This window comes from Amycolatopsis sp. NPDC051758, from assembly GCF_044453095.1.
GTDB lineage: Bacteria > Actinomycetota > Actinomycetes > Mycobacteriales > Pseudonocardiaceae > Amycolatopsis.
This window is the reverse complement of the sequence record NZ_JBITCJ010000001.1, coordinates 59,337-75,804: the sequence shown is the minus strand read 5'-3', so window position 1 is coordinate 75,804 and position 16,468 is coordinate 59,337. Positions and strand designations below refer to the sequence as shown.

General features: G+C 69.5%; 17 protein-coding genes. 8 read left to right on the top strand and 9 right to left on the bottom strand.

What is annotated here, in order from left to right; translation table 11 throughout:
* Nucleotides 1–36: 36 nt before the first annotated feature.
* The 4 genes from ACIA5G_RS00400 to ACIA5G_RS00385 are packed head-to-tail and all read right to left on the bottom strand — an operon-like array spanning nucleotide 37 to nucleotide 3,584.
* On the bottom strand, nucleotides 37–1,005 hold the full coding sequence (locus ACIA5G_RS00400; protein WP_395920073.1) for a glycine betaine ABC transporter substrate-binding protein: 969 nt from the start codon (nucleotides 1,003–1,005) through the stop codon (nucleotides 37–39).
* Nucleotides 1,002–1,781 (bottom strand): ABC transporter permease, encoded by a 780-nt coding sequence (locus ACIA5G_RS00395; RefSeq protein ID WP_395920072.1) that lies wholly within the window; start codon nucleotides 1,779–1,781, stop codon nucleotides 1,002–1,004. The genes ACIA5G_RS00400 and ACIA5G_RS00395 overlap by 4 nt, the downstream gene beginning before the upstream one ends.
* On the bottom strand, nucleotides 1,778–2,944 hold the full coding sequence (locus ACIA5G_RS00390) for an ABC transporter ATP-binding protein (protein ID WP_395920071.1): 1,167 nt from the start codon (nucleotides 2,942–2,944) through the stop codon (nucleotides 1,778–1,780). The genes ACIA5G_RS00395 and ACIA5G_RS00390 overlap by 4 nt, the downstream gene beginning before the upstream one ends.
* A complete protein-coding gene (locus ACIA5G_RS00385; RefSeq protein ID WP_395920070.1) occupies nucleotides 2,937–3,584 on the bottom strand; it encodes an ABC transporter permease in 648 nt (215 codons plus the stop codon). The genes ACIA5G_RS00390 and ACIA5G_RS00385 overlap by 8 nt, the downstream gene beginning before the upstream one ends.
* Before the next feature lie 306 nt (nucleotides 3,585–3,890).
* On the opposite strand from ACIA5G_RS00385, the gene ACIA5G_RS00380 reads away from it, so the two are divergent.
* The 4 genes from ACIA5G_RS00380 (at nucleotide 3,891) to ACIA5G_RS00365 (ending at nucleotide 6,806) form a co-directional block, all read left to right on the top strand.
* Nucleotides 3,891–4,385 carry a hypothetical protein gene (locus tag ACIA5G_RS00380; protein ID WP_395921830.1) on the top strand — a complete coding sequence of 165 codons (495 nt, stop codon included), beginning with the start codon at nucleotides 3,891–3,893 and terminating at the stop codon, nucleotides 4,383–4,385.
* Between the two features lie 74 nt (nucleotides 4,386–4,459).
* Nucleotides 4,460–5,218, top strand: a complete 759-nt coding sequence (locus ACIA5G_RS00375) for a YcnI family protein (protein ID WP_395920069.1) — start codon at nucleotides 4,460–4,462, stop codon at nucleotides 5,216–5,218.
* Complete coding sequence (locus ACIA5G_RS00370) at nucleotides 5,219–5,773, top strand: copper resistance protein CopC (protein WP_395920068.1); 555 nt, start codon at nucleotides 5,219–5,221, stop codon at nucleotides 5,771–5,773. It begins immediately after the preceding gene.
* Nucleotides 5,774–5,777: 4 nt separating this feature from the next.
* Nucleotides 5,778–6,806: a copper resistance D family protein gene (locus ACIA5G_RS00365; protein ID WP_395920067.1), complete on the top strand. Its 1,029-nt coding sequence runs from the start codon at nucleotides 5,778–5,780 to the stop codon at nucleotides 6,804–6,806.
* A 212-nt stretch (nucleotides 6,807–7,018) separates the two neighbouring features.
* On the opposite strand, the gene ACIA5G_RS00360 is transcribed toward ACIA5G_RS00365, so the two are convergent.
* Nucleotides 7,019–7,906: a phosphotransferase family protein gene (locus tag ACIA5G_RS00360; protein WP_395921828.1), complete on the bottom strand. Its 888-nt coding sequence runs from the start codon at nucleotides 7,904–7,906 to the stop codon at nucleotides 7,019–7,021.
* A gap of 22 nt (nucleotides 7,907–7,928) precedes the next feature.
* Nucleotides 7,929–9,314 (bottom strand): tetratricopeptide repeat protein, encoded by a 1,386-nt coding sequence (locus tag ACIA5G_RS00355; protein ID WP_395920066.1) that lies wholly within the window; start codon nucleotides 9,312–9,314, stop codon nucleotides 7,929–7,931.
* Nucleotides 9,315–9,631: 317 nt separating this feature from the next.
* Here ACIA5G_RS00355 and ACIA5G_RS00350 point away from each other — a divergent pair, with 317 nt between their 5' ends.
* Both ACIA5G_RS00350 and ACIA5G_RS00345 read left to right on the top strand, forming a co-directional pair.
* Nucleotides 9,632–9,976: a hypothetical protein gene (locus ACIA5G_RS00350; protein ID WP_003069007.1), complete on the top strand. Its 345-nt coding sequence runs from the start codon at nucleotides 9,632–9,634 to the stop codon at nucleotides 9,974–9,976.
* A 13-nt stretch (nucleotides 9,977–9,989) separates the two neighbouring features.
* A complete protein-coding gene (locus ACIA5G_RS00345; RefSeq protein ID WP_395920065.1) occupies nucleotides 9,990–10,415 on the top strand; it encodes a hypothetical protein in 426 nt (141 codons plus the stop codon).
* A gap of 400 nt (nucleotides 10,416–10,815) precedes the next feature.
* Here ACIA5G_RS00345 and ACIA5G_RS00340 read toward each other — a convergent pair whose 3' ends face one another.
* Nucleotides 10,816–12,084, bottom strand: coding sequence for an MFS transporter (locus tag ACIA5G_RS00340; RefSeq protein ID WP_395920064.1), 1,269 nt, complete (start codon nucleotides 12,082–12,084; stop codon nucleotides 10,816–10,818).
* On the bottom strand, nucleotides 12,077–13,399 hold the full coding sequence (locus ACIA5G_RS00335; protein ID WP_395920063.1) for a GH1 family beta-glucosidase: 1,323 nt from the start codon (nucleotides 13,397–13,399) through the stop codon (nucleotides 12,077–12,079). The genes ACIA5G_RS00340 and ACIA5G_RS00335 overlap by 8 nt, the downstream gene beginning before the upstream one ends.
* Nucleotides 13,400–13,529: 130 nt before the next feature.
* On the opposite strand from ACIA5G_RS00335, the gene ACIA5G_RS00330 reads away from it, so the two are divergent.
* Nucleotides 13,530–14,177, top strand: a complete 648-nt coding sequence (locus ACIA5G_RS00330) for a TetR/AcrR family transcriptional regulator (protein WP_395920062.1) — start codon at nucleotides 13,530–13,532, stop codon at nucleotides 14,175–14,177.
* A gap of 494 nt (nucleotides 14,178–14,671) precedes the next feature.
* Nucleotides 14,672–15,214 carry a DinB family protein gene (locus ACIA5G_RS00325; RefSeq protein ID WP_395920061.1) on the top strand — a complete coding sequence of 181 codons (543 nt, stop codon included), beginning with the start codon at nucleotides 14,672–14,674 and terminating at the stop codon, nucleotides 15,212–15,214.
* Nucleotide 15,215: 1 nt separating this feature from the next.
* On the opposite strand, the gene ACIA5G_RS00320 is transcribed toward ACIA5G_RS00325, so the two are convergent.
* Nucleotides 15,216–16,400 (bottom strand): amino acid deaminase/aldolase, encoded by a 1,185-nt coding sequence (locus ACIA5G_RS00320; protein WP_395920060.1) that lies wholly within the window; start codon nucleotides 16,398–16,400, stop codon nucleotides 15,216–15,218.
* Between the last annotated feature and the right edge of the window lie 68 nt (nucleotides 16,401–16,468).

Sequence of the window (16,468 nt, the reverse complement as noted above, 5' to 3'; positions counted from 1 at the left end):
CGATGCGAGGCATCGGGGGCTGCTTCGAGCGAGCCGTTACTTCACGAAGCCCTTCTTGACCATCCAGTCGTGGGCGACCTTGCCCTGGTCCTCACCGTCGACGTCGACGCGCTTGCAGAGCTCGACCATCTGCTCGTTGGTGATCGCCGCGCTGACCTTCTCGAGCGGGCCGCGGAGGTCCGGGTGCGCTTTGAGGAAATCCGTGCGCAGCGTCGCCACCGCGTTGTACTGCGGGAACGCCTTCTTGTCGTCCTCGAGCACCCGAAGGTTCAGCCCGGCGATCCGGCCGTCGGTGGTGAACACCTCGCCGACCTTGCACGTTCCGCCCGCGACAGCCGAGTAGATCGTGCCGATGCCGAAGTTCTCGATCTTCGGGTTCTGGAACCCGTAGGCCTTCACCGCGGCCGGGAAACCGTCCTGGCGGCTGGTGAACTCCGTCTCCAGGCAGAACACCCCCTGGTCCGGCTTCTGCTTGATGAACGCCGCGAGGTCCGACGTCGTCTTCAGGTTGTTCTGCGCGCCGTAGGCCTCGGTGACGGCGAAGGCGTACTGGTCGTTCAGCGGCGAGTAGTTCAACCAGGTGACGCCGAACTTCTCTTCGTCCGCCTTGGCCGTCGCGTCGTACTGGGCCTTTTCCCCGCCGGGCACCGGGAGCTCGTTGCCCTGGTAGTTGATCCAGCCCGTGCCGGTGTACTCCCACGTGACGTCCGTCTGCCCGGACAGCAGCGCCTGCCGCGACGAGTTCGACCCCTTGATGTCCGACAGGTCGACGACGTCCGCGCCGGCCGCCGTCAGGGCCATCTCGGCCATGTACGCCAGGATGATGTTCTCGGTGAAGTCCTTCGACCCCACCGTCACCTTCAGCCCCTGCAGCGACGGGATCGGCTGGATCGAGCCCGGCTGGATGTCGTACGGCACCCCTGGATTGAGCGACAGCCCGCACGCCGAGAGCGTCGCGCCCAGCACCACCACCCCGAAGAGAGCCTTCAATCGGCGGAGTTTCATCGCAGCCCCTTCGGTCCGAAGAACTGTTCCGCGACCGCGCCCAGCCAGTCGACCAGCAGCGCCAGCGCGACGGCCAGCACCGAACCGGTGACCAGCACCGAGGTCAGGTTCAGCTTGTAGCCGGTGTCGATGAGCAGCCCGAACCCACCCGCGTTGACGAACATGCCGAACGTCGCGGTGCCGACCGCCAGCACCAGGGAGGTGCGCAGGCCGGCCAGGATCAGCGGGACGGCCAGCGGCATCTCGACGCGGAACAGCACCGCCGTCGCCGACATCCCGATGCCGCGGCCCGCGTCGATGAGCGACTCGTCGACCTGCTGGATGCCGACCATCGTGTTCCGCAGCACCGGCAGCAGCGAGTAGAAGGCCAGCGGCAGCGCCGCCACCCACAGCCCGCCGGTCGCGCCGGTGACGATGAACCACAGCACCAGCACACCGAGCGCGGGCGCGGCCTGGCCGATGTTCGCGATGGCCAGGAAGATCGGCGCCAAGAAGCGTGCCCACGGCCGGGTCACGATCACGCCGAGCGGCACCGCCACCAGGACGACGATCGCGGTCACCACCAGCGTCATCAGCACGTGGTCACCCAGGGCCGTGAACAGCGAAGACGCGTTGAGCGTCTCCTTTTCGGTCGCGGTCAGGCCGCTGGAGAACACCCAGATCAGCGTGACGGCGACGATCACCAGCACCACGACCGGCTGCGCGAACAGCCGGACGCGTTCCGCGCGCTTGGAGCCGGATTCGGTGGAAAAGCCGGTATCGACGGCAGCCGTCATGCGGACACCTCCTCACCGTTCGTGTGCTCTTCACGCAGCTGCTGGATGGTCGCGATCACGGTGTCCAGCTGGATGGTGCCCGCGTACTCGCCGCGCGCGCCGGTCACCGGCACCGAGCCGCCCTCGGCGAGCATCGCCTCGAGCGCGTCCTGCAGCGTCGACTGCAGGCTGACGATGTCGCGCAGCGGCCGGCCGACGGTCGCCATCGAGGCCGACGCCGTCAGCTCGCGCACGTGTGCCCAGCGGATCGGGCGGTTGCGCTGGTCGAGCACCAGCGCGAAGTGCTTGCGCTGGTCTTCGAGCTTCTTGCGGACCTCGGCCGGGTCGTCGGAGACCGTCGCCGTCAGCGCGTCCTGCTGGAGCTCGACGTCGCGGACACGCAGCAACGTCAGCTGCTTCAGCGACGCGCCCGCGCCGACGAAGCCCGCGACCGTGTCGTTGGCCGGGTTCGCCAGGATCGCTTCGGGTGTGTCGTACTGCAGGATCGACGACTGGTTGCCCAGCACCGCGATCTTGTCGCCGAGCTTCACGGCTTCGTCGAAGTCGTGCGTGACGAAGACGATCGTCTTCTTCAGCTCGGTCTGCAGCCGCAGCAGCTCGTCCTGCAGGTTGCCGCGGGTGATCGGGTCGACCGCGCCGAACGGCTCGTCCATCAGCAGCACCGGCGGGTCCGCGGCGAGCGCGCGGGCGACGCCGACCCGCTGCTGCTGACCACCGGAGAGCTGGCGCGGGAAGCGGTCGCGGAAGTCGGACGGGTCGAGGCCGACCAGGTCCATCATCTCCTCGACCCGGTCGTTGACCTTCTTCTTGTCCCAGCCGAGCAGGCCCGGCACCACCCCGATGTTCTGCGAAACGGTGAAGTGCGGGAACAGCCCGGCCTGCTGGATGGCGTAGCCGATCCGGCGGCGCAGGGTGTCGACGTCCAGCTTCAGCGCGTCGTCGCCGCCGATGGTGATCCGGCCGGACGTCGGCTGGACCAGCCGGTTGATCATCCGCATCGTGGTCGTCTTGCCGCAGCCGGACGGGCCGACGAAGACGACGATCTTCCCGGCGGGCACGACCATCGAGAAGTCTTCGACGGCCGCTTCGCGGGTTCCGGGGTACCGCTTGGTCACGTGCTCCAGTTCGATTTCGACGCCGGAGACTTCCTCGTTCTCAGCCACGGACACCCCTCGAGATGGTGAAGCGCTTGATCAGGACGTAGATGCCGTCGAGGATCAGGGCCAGGATGACCACCCCGACCGTGCCGGTGACGGCTTGGTTCAGGGAGTTCGTGCTCCCCGCGTTCGTGAGCCCGGAGAAGACCTCGGCGCCGAAGCCGGGCCCCTTCGCGTAGGCGGAGATCACCGCGATGCCCATCAGCATCTGCGTCGCGACCCGCATCCCGGTGAGGATCGCCGGCCAGGCCAGCCGCAGCTCGACCCGGGTGAGCACACCGAAGCGGCTCATCCCGATGCCGCGCGCGGCGTCGGTGATCGCCGGGTCGACGCCGTCGAGCCCCACGATGGTGTTCCGGACGATCGGCAGCAGGCCGTACAGCACCAGCGCGATGACGGCGGTTGTCGGACCGAGCCCGGAGATCGGGATCAGCAGGCCCAGCAGGGCGAACGACGGAACCGTCAGGATCGTGCTGGCCAGCGCGGTGGCCACGGCCGCCCCGATCGGGCTGCGGTAGACCGCCACCCCGATCAGCACGCCCAGTACCGCCGCGAGGATCGTGCACTGCACCACCAGGCTGGTGTGCAGATAGGCCTCCAGCCACAACTTGCTCGCCCGGTCCGAGATGTACTCGAAGAGATTCATCCGTGTCCGCACTCCCGCCCGCGTCCGTGAGGCTTCACCCGAACGGGCTAGCTCCTGACCGACGGCTCAGTACCCACCGTGCGCCGAAGCCAAACCCCCGTTCGCGGCCCCATTGATTCCGACACCGTTCCGTATCCGGCCGTGATCGGCAACAACAACGCTGAACCGATTCGGCCCGGGAGCCGTGAACTTCGTGTGTGCTCACTTGGCGGGATCACGCGATCACCCGTTGGTGCGTCGCTTAGGCTGCTCCCCATGAGCGTTCCGGCACGGCGACCCGCCGTGCTCGGAGCTACCCGGGGCGCCTTGCTCGCCGTGAGCGCCGCGGCGCTTTCCGTCACCGCGCACCGGCTCGCCGACGGCGGGCTGCCCGACCCGGCGATGACCGTGCTGCTCACCGGCCTGTTCGGCTGGACCGCGACCGCACTCACCCGCAAGGCACGCGGAACGCTCGCCACGATCACCCTGCTGGGCGCCGCCCAGCTCGTGATGCACCTGCTGCTCACAACGCTCTCCGGCCACCACGACATGTACACGATGCCCGGCAGCACCGGGCTCGGCATGATCGGCGCGCACACCGTCGCGACCGTGCTCACCGCGCTCCTGCTCGCCCGCGCCGACGCGACACTGCTCACGGTGCTCGCCGTGCTGCGCGCGTTCCTCCCGCGGCTGCTCACCCCGCTGCCGGTGCCGGCCGCGGCCCCCGCGCTCGTCCCGGCCCGCACCGCGGCCCCGGGTCACCTCGTCGGCGTCGACCTGCGCCGGATCCACGGGCGGCGCGGCCCGCCCGTGCACTCCTGAAACCCAGCTCATCCCCCTCACGGCCGGTCCCCGAACCGAGCCGTCCCTTTCTTGAGTTCATCAGGAGTGAACCCATGTCCCAGCACGTCTTCAAGCGCGCCGGTTTCCTCGCCGCCACCGTCGGTGTCGCCGGCCTCCTCGGCGCCGGCGCCGCCTCCGCGCACGTCACCGCCAACGTCTACGGCCCGCAGCCCACGAAGGGTGGCTATGCGGCGATCGTGTTCCGCGTGCCCAGCGAGGAGAAGGCGCCCGTCACCACCACGAAGGTCACCGTCGACTTCAAGGCGGACTACGGCATCGGCTCGGTGCGGACCAAGCCGCTCCCCGGCTGGACCGCCGACGTCGTCAAGTCGAAGCTGCCGGCCCCGATCACCAAGGACAACGGCACGCAGATCACCGAGGCCGTCACCGCGGTGACGTGGACCGCGCAGCCGGGCAGCGAGCTCAAGGCGACCGACTACCAGGAGTTCTCGGTCAGCTTCGGCCCGCTGCCGACCAACGTGGACCAGGTGGAGTTCCCCGCCCACCAGACCTACAGCGACGGCAAGGTCGTCGACTGGAACCAGCCGACCCCGGCCGGCGCCGAGGAGCCGGAGCACCCCGCGCCGGCCGTGAAGCTGGCCGCGAAGGCCGAAGAAGGCGACGCGCACGGCAATATGGCAGGTACGGCGTCGACGACCGGTGAGCACACCGAAGCCGCCGCGACGTCGGACAGCACGGCCCGCTGGCTCGGCGGGGCCGGCCTGCTCGTCGGCGCCATCGGCCTCGGCGTCGGGGCCGGCGCGACCATCCGGGCCCGCAAGGCCACGGCCAAGTCGGGAGGCAACAGCTAGATGCGGAAAGCGCTCGTCGCGCTGGCGTTGACGGTGGTGGCCGTGCTCGGCACGGCCACCCCGGCGCTCGCGCACAACGTGCTGATCTCCTCGGACCCGGCGAACGGCTCGTCCATCGCCGCCGGCCCGCAGAAGATCAGCCTGACGTTCGACCAGTACGTGCAGGGCGCGGACGTCAACCAGATCGCGGTGACCGGACCCGGCGGCGGCCAGTGGGCCGAGGGACCGATCAGCGTGGTGAACAACGTCATCAGCGCGCCGCTGCGGCCGCTCGGACCGGCCGGGAAGTACACCGTCGGCTACCGGGTGCTGTCCGCGGACGGCCACCCGGTGACCGGCGAGCTGACGTTCACGCTCACCGCGGCGGGCACCGGCACGCCGGCGACCGTCGACGCGGCCAAGTCACCCGGCGGCACCTCGTCGCAAGCGACGTCGGAGACGTCGTCGTCCACCGGGGTCCCGATCTGGGTCTGGATCGCCGGCGCGGTGGTGCTGCTGGCGATCGGGCTGACCGTCGCCCTGCGCTCGGGCCGGTCCGTGGAAGAGAAGAAGTAGCGGGATGACCCAGGCCGAGACCACCACGAAGCCCCGCTACGCGACACTCCTGTGCGTCGTGACGGCGGGCCTGCTCGGCGCCCTCATCGGCGTCGCGCTCATGTCCACCACCCCGGTCCCCGGTGTGGTGGAACCCAGCGCGGTGGTCTCGGCCGGCATCCCGATCGTGCGGGTCCTGCTCGACCTGGCCGCGGTCACCACGATCGGCCTCGCGCTGCTCTCGGTGCTCGTCGGTTACGACCGGCCGAAGCTCACCGAGCCGATCATGCGGCTGGCCCGCCCGGCCGGTGTTGCGGCCGCGCTCGTCTGGGCCACGGCCGCGGTCGTGGCGCTGGTGCTGCAGACCGCGGAGTACAAACCGGGCTCGTCCACGCTCTCCGCTGCCGACATCGGCAGTTACATCACCGACGTCGGCGCCGGGAAGGCGCTCGTCATCGTCGCCGTGCTCGCGCTCGTCCACGCCGGGATCGGCGCGCTGGCGCTGCGCTTCGGCGAGAAGGTGCCCGCCGAGGTCCGCGTCGGGCTCGGCCTGTTCGCGCTGCTGCCGCTGCCGGTCACCGGGCACGCGTCGAACTGGAACTTCCACGACTACACGATGATCTCGATGGAGCTGCACGTCATGAGCGCCGTCGCCTGGACCGGCGGCCTCGGCGCGATGACCGTGCTCCTGGTGGCGAACCGGACGCTGCTCGCGCACGCGATGCCGCGGTTCTCGAAGCTCGCGACGCTCTGCCTGATCCTCTCGGCGGCGACCGGGCTGTTCAACGGCCTGGTCGAGATCTCGCTCAACCCGACCATCGGGTTCTGGGCGGCGATCTTCACAACGCCGTACGGGCAGCTCTTCGTCCTGAAGTTCCTCTGCACCGGTGTCATCGCGTTGCTCGGCGCGTACACCCGCTGGCGGCTGATGCCGCAGATCATCCGGCACAACCGCACGGCGCTCGCCGCGTGGGCGACGCTGGAGCTGACCGTCATGGGATTGGCGTTCGGATTTGCCGTGGTGCTCACGCGCGCGCCGGTCGTCGCGTCCTGAAAGCCCTTTCGCGCTGGTAGGACCCGGTGTCATGTCACGGCGAGTAGCTGCAACTTGCGCATTGGGATGACTGGGCATCCATTGGGGGTGACCCGTCGAGCAGAACTTTCTACCCAGAGCTGCATGCATTTGAGAAGCGGCGAACGGTCATTTGCAGTCGCCGAATGCACGTGCAGATTGTGGCCCTGGTCACACCATGTGACAGTCGCCGCTCAGCGGTAACGCGTCCACCGGGCGTCCGTCCGGCCGCTGCGCAGGTCGTCCAAACGGCGGAAGAGCTCGGGCCGCACCTGCGGCCGGCTGCGCAGGATGGGCAGCACGCTGGTCGTCAGCTTCAGCTCGCGGATCGCCCGGAGCACGGCGAAACCGGACCAGGACGTCACGTCGAAGCCGTACGCCGCGGCGAGCGTCCGGTAGCGCACCGGCGGGTCACCGAACCGGTCGCGCCCGACGGCCAGCGGCGTCAGGTCCCACTCCGGCGGGCCGACGCAGGAGGAGTCGAAGTCGCAGAGCACCGGCCCGTCCGGCCCGGGGATGACGTTGCCGGGGTACGCGTCGCCGTGCACCAGGCCCCTGGGCAGCGGGAACTCCAGCTCGGCCAGCGCGGCTTCGAGCTCGGCGCAGCGGTCGAGCAGGAACACGCGGTCGGCGGCGCTGATCTCTTCGGCGTCGGAGACCCGGGCCCGCACCGCGGCGAACGGCGCCCACTCGGCCAGACCGTCCGGCGCGGGCAGCGCGTGCACCTGCCGCAGCAGCCGGGCCAGGTCGGCGGACGTCGCCGCGCGGCCGATGCTCGGCACCTGGTGCCACACGGTCACCAGGTGCCCGCCGACGTCCATCGGCTGCTCGACGGTGCCGAGCAGCCGGATCGCGGGAACGCCGTGGTGTTCGAAGTGCCGGGCCACGGTGACCACGGTCCCGACGCGGTGCCGGAGCCGGGTCGAACCGACGATCCGGACCACCACCGGGGCCGTGACCAGCGCGTACACCGCGTTGTTGGTGAACCGCAGCAGCCGCGCGCCCGCCGGGTCGAAACCCAGCTGCGCGCAGACCTCCGCCAGCACGCCACGCAGTTTCCCGGGGGTGAACCGGCCGTCCAAGACGGTGCCGGCGCCTTCGGCGTTACGCGGCGTAGAAAGCGTGGAGGCGGTCGGCGAGATCACGCGCGTCGGCGTTGTTGCGGCGGCGCTCCGCCTCTTCCTGGAGCGGCCGCATGCGGTCCTTGACCCGCTCGGACTTGATGCCCTCGGCGCAGTCGATGGCCTTGCCGCCGACCTTGGCGCCGTGGTCGAGGTCGCCCTCCAGCAGGTGGTTGGTGGCGAGCGCGCTGAGCATGAACGTCTTGGACCGGGCCATCTCGTCGTCGTAGGACTCGACGGCCCTGGTCAGCGCGGGGATGGCGTACTTCGTGTGGTCGGCGTTCTTCTGCGCGAGCACCGTGTGGACGGTGCCGACCATGGCGTAGACGTCGGTCTCGGTGAAGAACTTCACCCAGGACTCGGCTTCGGCCAGGTTGGCGCGCTCGAACTCGTCCTTGCTCCGGCCGAGCAGCTTCACCGCCTGCTCTTCGTTGCCCATCATCGCGTAGGCCCACGCCTCGTTCGCGCACAGCACGGAGACCGCGAGCTCGGAACCGGACTCCTGGGCGGCGATCTGGCCGAGCTGGAACAGCTTCAGCGCGTCGTTCGGGGCGTCCTGGTGCAGGTAGACGCGGCCCATGCGGTAGAGCACGTTGGCCACCAGCGGGTGGTTCTCGCCCTGCTTGGCCAGGTCCAGCGCGTTCGCGAAGTGGCCGCGGGCGGAATCCATCAGGCCGGTGTCGAAGGAGGTCCAGCCGGCCAGCGAGTGGAGGTCGGCGAGTGCCACGTACAGCCGGTTCTTGACGATGTCGGTGCCGTTCGACTCCAGCATCTGCTGTCCCCAGGACAGCTGCGCCACCACGGCGTCGCGGCAGAACCCGCCGCCGTACTGGTAGTCCAGCGCCCGGAGCGCGCGCGTCGCGGCCTCCACCTGGCGCACGTCGGTCATGCCGATGCGCCCGGGGGCCGGCGTCCGCGCCGGTCCCGCCGACCACGTGCCCGATTCCGGACCGAACACCGCCGCACCCATCGTGACCTGGGCGGCGTGCGCGAGGAACCTCCGTCGCTTCACGGACTCGTCCTCCTCAGCCTGCTGGCCGTCGGCGGAGCCGACGACGCGTATCGCCGTGGCCTCGTCGTAGGCGAGGCCCATGTATCCACGAGGGACACCCAGGCCGTCGGCGATCCGCGTGAGGACGTCGTAGGCCATGACCTGGCGACCCTTGAGGATCTCCGACACCTCGGACTGGGACTGGCCGGTCATCGCGGCGATCTGGCGCTGCGAGACACCGTGCTTGCGAAGGAGCCGGTAGACGGCGCTGATCTCGCGGCTTGCGAGAGCAGCTCTCATTTCGGGCTGCTCCCACGCGTCGGCGGGAACTGCGTGGCTCTGCCGGGCTTCGGCACCGCCACCGCTACTGGCGTCCATCGCGCCCCCTCCACTGTCCGGTCGGGCGTCTGAGAAACAGCGTAAGCAAAGCTGTCGAACCATGTGAACCAGCGGAACCAGGCCCTGATCGGTCCGGGCGAAGTCCGTTGACCGCTTACCGTGGAACCGAGTCCGGTCACCGCTATGACGCCATTTCGACCTTCTATCGCACCCGGTTTCACCTCACTGTAGTTGTCAGATCTCCGTCACCGCCCGGACACCGGCAGCGATCACGGAGAGCTACGAAAACCGCAGCGTTGTGACAAGGCGATGTTGCAGAAGGCATCTTCGAAGACTTCGACAGAGCGGAGAAGGGCGTGGAGTTCGTGGACTCGTTCGCAGGGGGACATGCCGGCACGGCCACCCGCGCCGTGCGGCCGGCGGTCGCGACGGTCTCTCCCGTCTCCGCCGTCCGCCCCGTCACCCCCGCCGCCGCGGTGGACCCCCGCACCGCGAGCGTCCGGCACTACGAAGGCGGACAGCTGGTGTGGCGCGTGCAGTGCGGTGACCTCATCAGCCGCGAGCGCGCGGTGACGGTGTTCGTCGAAGACAACCAGGTGGTACTGGTCTCGCCCCCCGGCGAGACCGCGCGGCTGACGTCCGGCCAGCTCGGCCAGCTGCGCGCCGCGCTCAACGAAGCCGCCAAGATGGCGGAAAGGTAACGGTGAGCTGATCATGGATCAGGTACTCGGGCAGGTCCTCCGCAATGCGGTCTGGGAGCGCCTCGACATGCTGACCGACCTGGCGAACCGCGCCGACGCCCAGTCGCTCGTCTCGGTTGCGCGCTCCGAACTCCCCCGGCTGACCGAGGCGTGGCGCGCGATGCTGAAGATGCACGAGCCCGACGAGCGCGGCGACTGCCCGACCTGTTCGACCCGGTGGCACCGCTGCAAGGCGCCGTGCTCGGTCTGGCAGGTCGCGCACGAACACCTCGTGGCCGGCGGGCTGGCCCCGCAGCAGCAGGCCTCGGCGGACAGCAGGCTGCAGGGCCGTCGTAAGAGCCCGGTGCCGGCCCAGGGCCGTCCTGCCCCGGCGCCCTCCGCGGCCGAGACCACCGGTCGCCATGCGCTGGTGAACCCGCGCCGAGCGGTCACCGCCTGACCCGCCCGGGCCGCCGCCACCTCCCGCGGTCGCGGCCCGGACCCCCGCGTCACCCGTTCCGCCCCTGAGCTGGCGAGCGTGGTCGTCCGATCGCCCCATCGGATCCGCGACTGCTCTCGCCCGGCCGAGGACTGTTTCGCCCGCACCCCCGAGCAGCGCGAACCAGTCCTCGGCCTTCCACTCGGTCCCCATCGCGATTAATCGAAAAAATTACGCGTTAGCCCTAGCCCGGGCGGTAATCGCCCGCTAGATTGATCATCAAGCGCAGCGTGGACCACTGGTTCGTCCCGCTGCCACCCGCCCCCGAGCGGCCCTCGAATTCCGCGGGCCGGTGCCGTTGCACTCCCCTCCCCCGACCGGCACCGGCCCGCGGTTCCACTCCGTCATTTCAAAGATGGCTTCAGCTCACTGCCTTCACACGGAGCACGAGCACCGCGGCCAGCAGGGTCGCGACGGCCGAAGCGGCGAAGAGTCCCGAGTAACCCCCGAGGTAAGCGAGCACCAGCGGCGTCAGCAGCGGGGCCACCACCTGCGGCAGCGAATTCGCGATGTTGATGACGCCCAGGTCCTTCGCGCGGTCCTGCGCCGTCGGGAGCACCTGCGTCAGCATCGCGAGCGCAACAGCCATGTACGCGCCGAAGCCGACCCCCAGCAGCGGGGACGCGGCGAGCGCGACCGGCCAGCTCTGCCAGATCACCAGCAGCAAAGCGGCCAATGCCATCACACCGGAGGCCGCAAGGACGTACGGCTTACGCCGTCCGGACTTGTCCGAGAAGTGCCCGGCGACCACCGCGCCCGCGACGAGCGCAACGCCGTACAGCCCCATCATGATGAGCAGGCCCGTGTCGGGGTCCTCGTAGTGCACCGCGTCCTTGAGGAAGAACAACAAGTAGAGCGTCCCGAACGCGTTGCCGAGGTTGATCATGAAGTGGCAGCCCCACGCCCACGCGAAGTCCGGGTGCCGCCGCGGCGAGACCCAGAGGTTGCGCAGGACCTCACCGGCCGCCGACGACGGGCGGAACGCCACCGGCAGGCGCGCGTCCGGCGTCCGGAGCACGAAGAACGCGGCTCCGACCAGGACGATGCCGGCGCAGACCGCGTAAGCCAGCGGCAGCCCGGCGATGCCCAGCATCACGACGACCACCAGCGCGCCCAGCACCGTGCCGAGCATCTGCGCGATGCCGACCAGGCCGCCGACCTGCGCGCGCTGCCCGACCGGGACGCGGTCGGCGATCGCGGACATCAGGGTGGCGAGCATGCCGTTGAGCCCGGCCTGGACGAGGCACCAGCCGACGATCAGGAGCGTGACGGTCGGCGCGAACGCCAGCACCAGCAGCCCGACCGCGGCGACGGCCGCGCCGACAACCGTCCACGGGTGACGCCGGCCGAACCGCGAGCACGTCCGGTCCGACAGCAGCCCGACAGCCGGGTTGACAACCAGCGCCACGACCGCGCCGACGCCCATCACGAGCCCGAGGACGAACTCCTTGTTCGCCTGGTCGAGCAGCTCGGCCTGCTGCGGCAGCAGCACCTGGATCGGCGCGTAGATCCCCAGCCAGAGCGCGATGTTCGCGAAGAACAGCAGGCTCATCCAGCCGGGGCGCACCCGCACGACGGGCTCGGCGAGGGCGTCCGGCACACCGGTGGCCTCGGTCGTCTCACTACTCATCCCGCACCAGCTTCCGGTACCAGTGGAACGAGTCCTTCGGCGTCCGCCGCAGGGTCTCGTAGTCGACGTGCACCAGGCCGAAGCGCGGCGCGTAACCCTTGGACCATTCAAAATTGTCCATCAAGGACCAGCAGAAGTACCCCCGGACGTCAACACCGGCGTCCATCGCCTCGCGCAGCGCGACGAGGTGGCTGTGCAGGAAGTCGATGCGCTCGGGGTCGTGCACACCGCCGTCTTCGGCGACGACGTCGGCGAAGCTGCAGCCGTTCTCGGTGATCTGGATCGGCGGCAGCTTGTCGCGGTAGCGCCGGTGGAAGTCCAGCAGCAGCTCGCGCAGCGCGTGCGGGACGATCGGCGAGTCGTTGGTCGTCATCGGGTAGCCCTCGACCGGGCGAAGGTCGAAGGGCAGCGGGTTGCCAGGGCTGGGCTTGGCAACACCCTGCGGCTCGTAGTAGTTGACGCCGTAGAAGTCGAGCGGCTGCGCGATCGTCGGCAGGTCGGCGGCGAACCCGGCAGGGAGGTGCTCGTGGAGCTGCTCCGGATAACTGCCGAGCAGCACGGGATCCGCGTAGAGCCGGTTGAGGAGCGCGTCGAGCCACTCGGCGGCTTGTTCGTCTTCCGGCGAGTCGTCGCTGGGCCAGATCGGCGAGTGGTTGTTGGCGGTGCCGACGTTCGTGGCGCCCGCCGCGCGGAGGGCTTGGACGGCGAGGCCGTGCGCGAGGTTCTGGTGGTGCGCGGTCGGGATGGCGTCCAGCAGGAGCGTCCGGCCGGGTGCGTACTCGCCGATCGCGTAGCCGAAGATGGACATCACCATGGGCTCGTTGAGCGGAATCCACAGTTTCACCCGATCGGCGAAGCGCTCCCCCAGGATGCGGGCGTACTCGGCGAAGCGCTCAGCGGTGTCCCGCGCGAGCCAGCCGCCGTCGTCCTCGATCGCCTGCGGGGTGTCCCAGTGGTAGAGCGTGACGGCGGGTGCGATGCCGGCTTCGCACACGGCGTCGATCAGCTTGTCGTAGAAGCCGAGGCCTTCGGGGTTGGGCGCGCCCTTGCCGTCGGGCTGGATGCGGGGCCAGGCGATCGACATCCGGTAGGCGCCGACGCCGAGTTCCGCCATCAGGGCGATGTCTTCGGGGTAGCGGTGGTAGTGGTCGGCGGCTACGTTTGCGGTCTCATCGCGGGCGATCTTGCCCTCGGTGGCGGTGAACGTGTCCCAGATGGACGGTCCGCGCCCACCTTCGCTGGTGGCGCCCTCGATCTGGAACGCCGAGGTCGAGACACCCCAGAGGAAGTCGGGCGGGAAGATCGGGTTCTGCACCGGCTGCTGACCCCTTCGTCAGGCCACCCCTGCGGGTGAACATGAAAAGTTCTCATATACTAGGTCTTCACTCGTCCGGGGGGAAGCCCGTCGGCACGATAAAGTCCCAGATCAGACGAGGAGGAGCGCCGTGTCCGACATCCAGGCCGCAAAGGTGCCGGCGGAAGCCACCCCCTTGCGCCGTCAGCCGGTTCAGCAACGCAGTGCGAAGCGGGTCGAGCAGATGCTCGACGCCAGCGCGGCGTTGATCGACGAGCTCGGTTACGACGCCCTGACCACAACGCTGATCGCCAAGCGGGCAGGGGTGGCCGTCGGTTCGCTGTACCAGTTCTTCCCGGACAAGCGCGCGGTCGTGCAAGCGCTTACCGCCCGGAACCTCGAGCGTTTTGTCGGCGCGGTGAACGAGCGCCTCAAGCAGCTCGGCCCCGAGCACTGGTGGGACGTCGTCGACTCGATCCTCGACATCTACCTCGAGATGCACCGGTCCGTGCCGGGCTTTTCCAAGGTCCACTTCGGCGACATCATCGACCGCCAGCTCCTCGACGAGACCCGCGACAACAACGCGGTGATCGTCGATTCCCTGACGGACCTGTTGTCGGGGCAGGTGGACCGGCCGGTGGAGGATCTGCGGTTCGCCATCGGCATCGCGAACGAGGTGGCGGACGCGCTGCTCAAGCTGGCGTTCCGGAAGGAGCCGAGCGGCGACGAGAAGATCGTGGCTGAGGCCAAGTACGTGGTGAAGGGGTATCTCGCGGCTCGGTTCGGGGAGCAGTCTTAGCTGTCCACAGAAGTTGTCCACAGGTATGCACAGCTGTGGACAAGTCCCCTGGTTGACCCGGGTTTGTCGGTGGGCGCCGATAGACTGGAAGCGGGGGTTCCCCCAGGGAAGGGCGGGCTGCGCTCGGGGGTCGGTCGGTGGGTTGAGCAGCGCTCGGGACTGAGGGGCGGGCTAGCGGAGGCGGGCTGCGCTTCGGGCCGGATCGCAAAGCCAGGCCGCGCTCGGTGCCAGACATTCGGGCGGGCCGCGCTCGGTGGGTAGCTAGGCGATGGGGCGAGCCGCGCTTGAGGCCGACGGCTGGTTGGCGGAGGCGGACTGCGCTAAGGACCGGGGTCGGGCAAGCGGACGACTGCGGCTCGCGGGCTGGGTCGGGCCAGCGGGTGGTTGCGGCTTGGAGCGGGTCGGGCGAGCGAGTAGCTGCGAGCTCGGAGCCGGGCTGGGCAAGCCGGATGGGCCGCGCTCGCGGGTTGGGGATTTGCGGCAAGCTCGTTTCCGTGACCGACAACGATGCGAAGACCTACCTGCACGACGAGCTCCGCTGGATTCGCGAGGCGGTGCTCTCGAAGCTCGACGGGCTCAACGAATACGACGTCCGGCGGCCACTGACGGCGACCGGGACGAATCTGCTCGGGCTGGTCAAGCACCTGTCGACCTGGGAGGCCAGGTACTTCGGTGAGGTCTTCGGGCGGCCGTTCCCGGAACCGCTGCCGGCGCGGGGCACCGACATGTGGGCGACCGAGGACGAGACGCGCGCCGAGATCGTTGAGCGTTATCGGCGGGTTTGGGCGCACTCCGACACGACGATCGCCGGCCTCGAGCTTGATTCCGCCGGACATGTGCCGTGGTGGCCGCGGCCGGACGTGACGCTTTTCAAGGTGCTCGTCACCTTCCTCACCGAGATCAACCGGCACGCCGGGCACGCCGACATCCTGCGTGAACAGCTCGACGGCACGGTGGGGATGGACGCAGAAAGTGCGGCCGCGGGCCAAAACCGTCACGCGGAAGTCGAGCGGGCCGCGAAGGCCGCGGCCGGGTGACTCAGCCGAAGTTCTGGTGCTCGCCGCGGTACGTCGGGACCGTGCGCTCCACCCGGTCGCCCAGCACCAAGTGGTAGTGCGTGAACCGCTCGGCGAGCTCGCCGGCCTTTGCGTGCCGCAGCCACACCCGGTCGCCCAGCTGCAACATGCGGGCCGCGCGGCCCGTCACCGGTGTCTGGACTTCGCCTGCTCCTTCGAAGCCGAGGAACTTCAGGCCGGTCGGGAGGTACGGCGTCGGCTGGCGCGAAGGTCCTGTTGGCCCTGAAGCGATGTAGCCGCCGGAATACAGTGTGGCGATTTTGCGGGTCGGGCGGCGGACCACCGGGAGTGCGAACAGTGCTGCCGGGCGGGGCTTGAAGCGCGTGTAGCCGTCGAAGAGCGTGGGGCCGATCAAGCCCGAGCCGGCTGCGATCTCGGTGACCACCGCGTCGGCGCCCGTGGATTCGATGCTGCCGGTGCCGCCGCCGTTGACGAACTCCAGCGGGGTGACCGACTCGACCGCGCGGACGACCTCGCCGCGACGGCGGTTCAGCTCCGACGCCGAGCGGCGCTGCATCCAGCCGATCACCAGCTGGTTCAGCCGGCGGCCGGCCGCGTCGCCGAGGCCGGCGATCTGACCCTCGTACGCCATGACGCCGACCAGGCGGAACCCCGGCCGCGCCACGATCTGGCGAGCGAACGTCGTCGCCTGCTTCGGGGTGAAGATCGGGGAACGCCGGGTGCCGACGTGGACTCCCGGCAGCGGGCGCCACGACGCGTCCAGCTCCAGGCAGACGCGGATCTCCGGGTGGCCGTGACCGAGGGCGGCGTCCACCAGGTCCAGGTGCTCAGGCGAGTCGACCATGATCGTGATGGCCGCGCGAGCGGGATCGGACGCGGCCAGGCGGCGGAGCGCCTCGTGGTCGGCCGTCGGGTAGGCGACCACGATGTTGTCGGTGGTGCCCTGCTCGACGTGCCAGACGGCTTCGGCGAGCGAGTAGCACATCAGGCCTTCGAAGCCCGGTGTCGCGAGCACCCGCTCCAGCAACGCGCGGCAGCGCACCGACTTGCTGACAACGCGGATCGGCTTGCCCGCCGCGCGGTGGCGGAGGTCGTCGGCGTTCGCGTCGAAGGCAGCCAAGTCGACCACGGCCAAGGGTGGATCGAGGTCCTTGGTCGCCAAGTCGTACACCGTCGCACTGGTCACGAGGTCTAAAGTACGACAACAAAGCTTGAAACGCGAATACTGTTCACATACTGTCTCGGACATTCGAC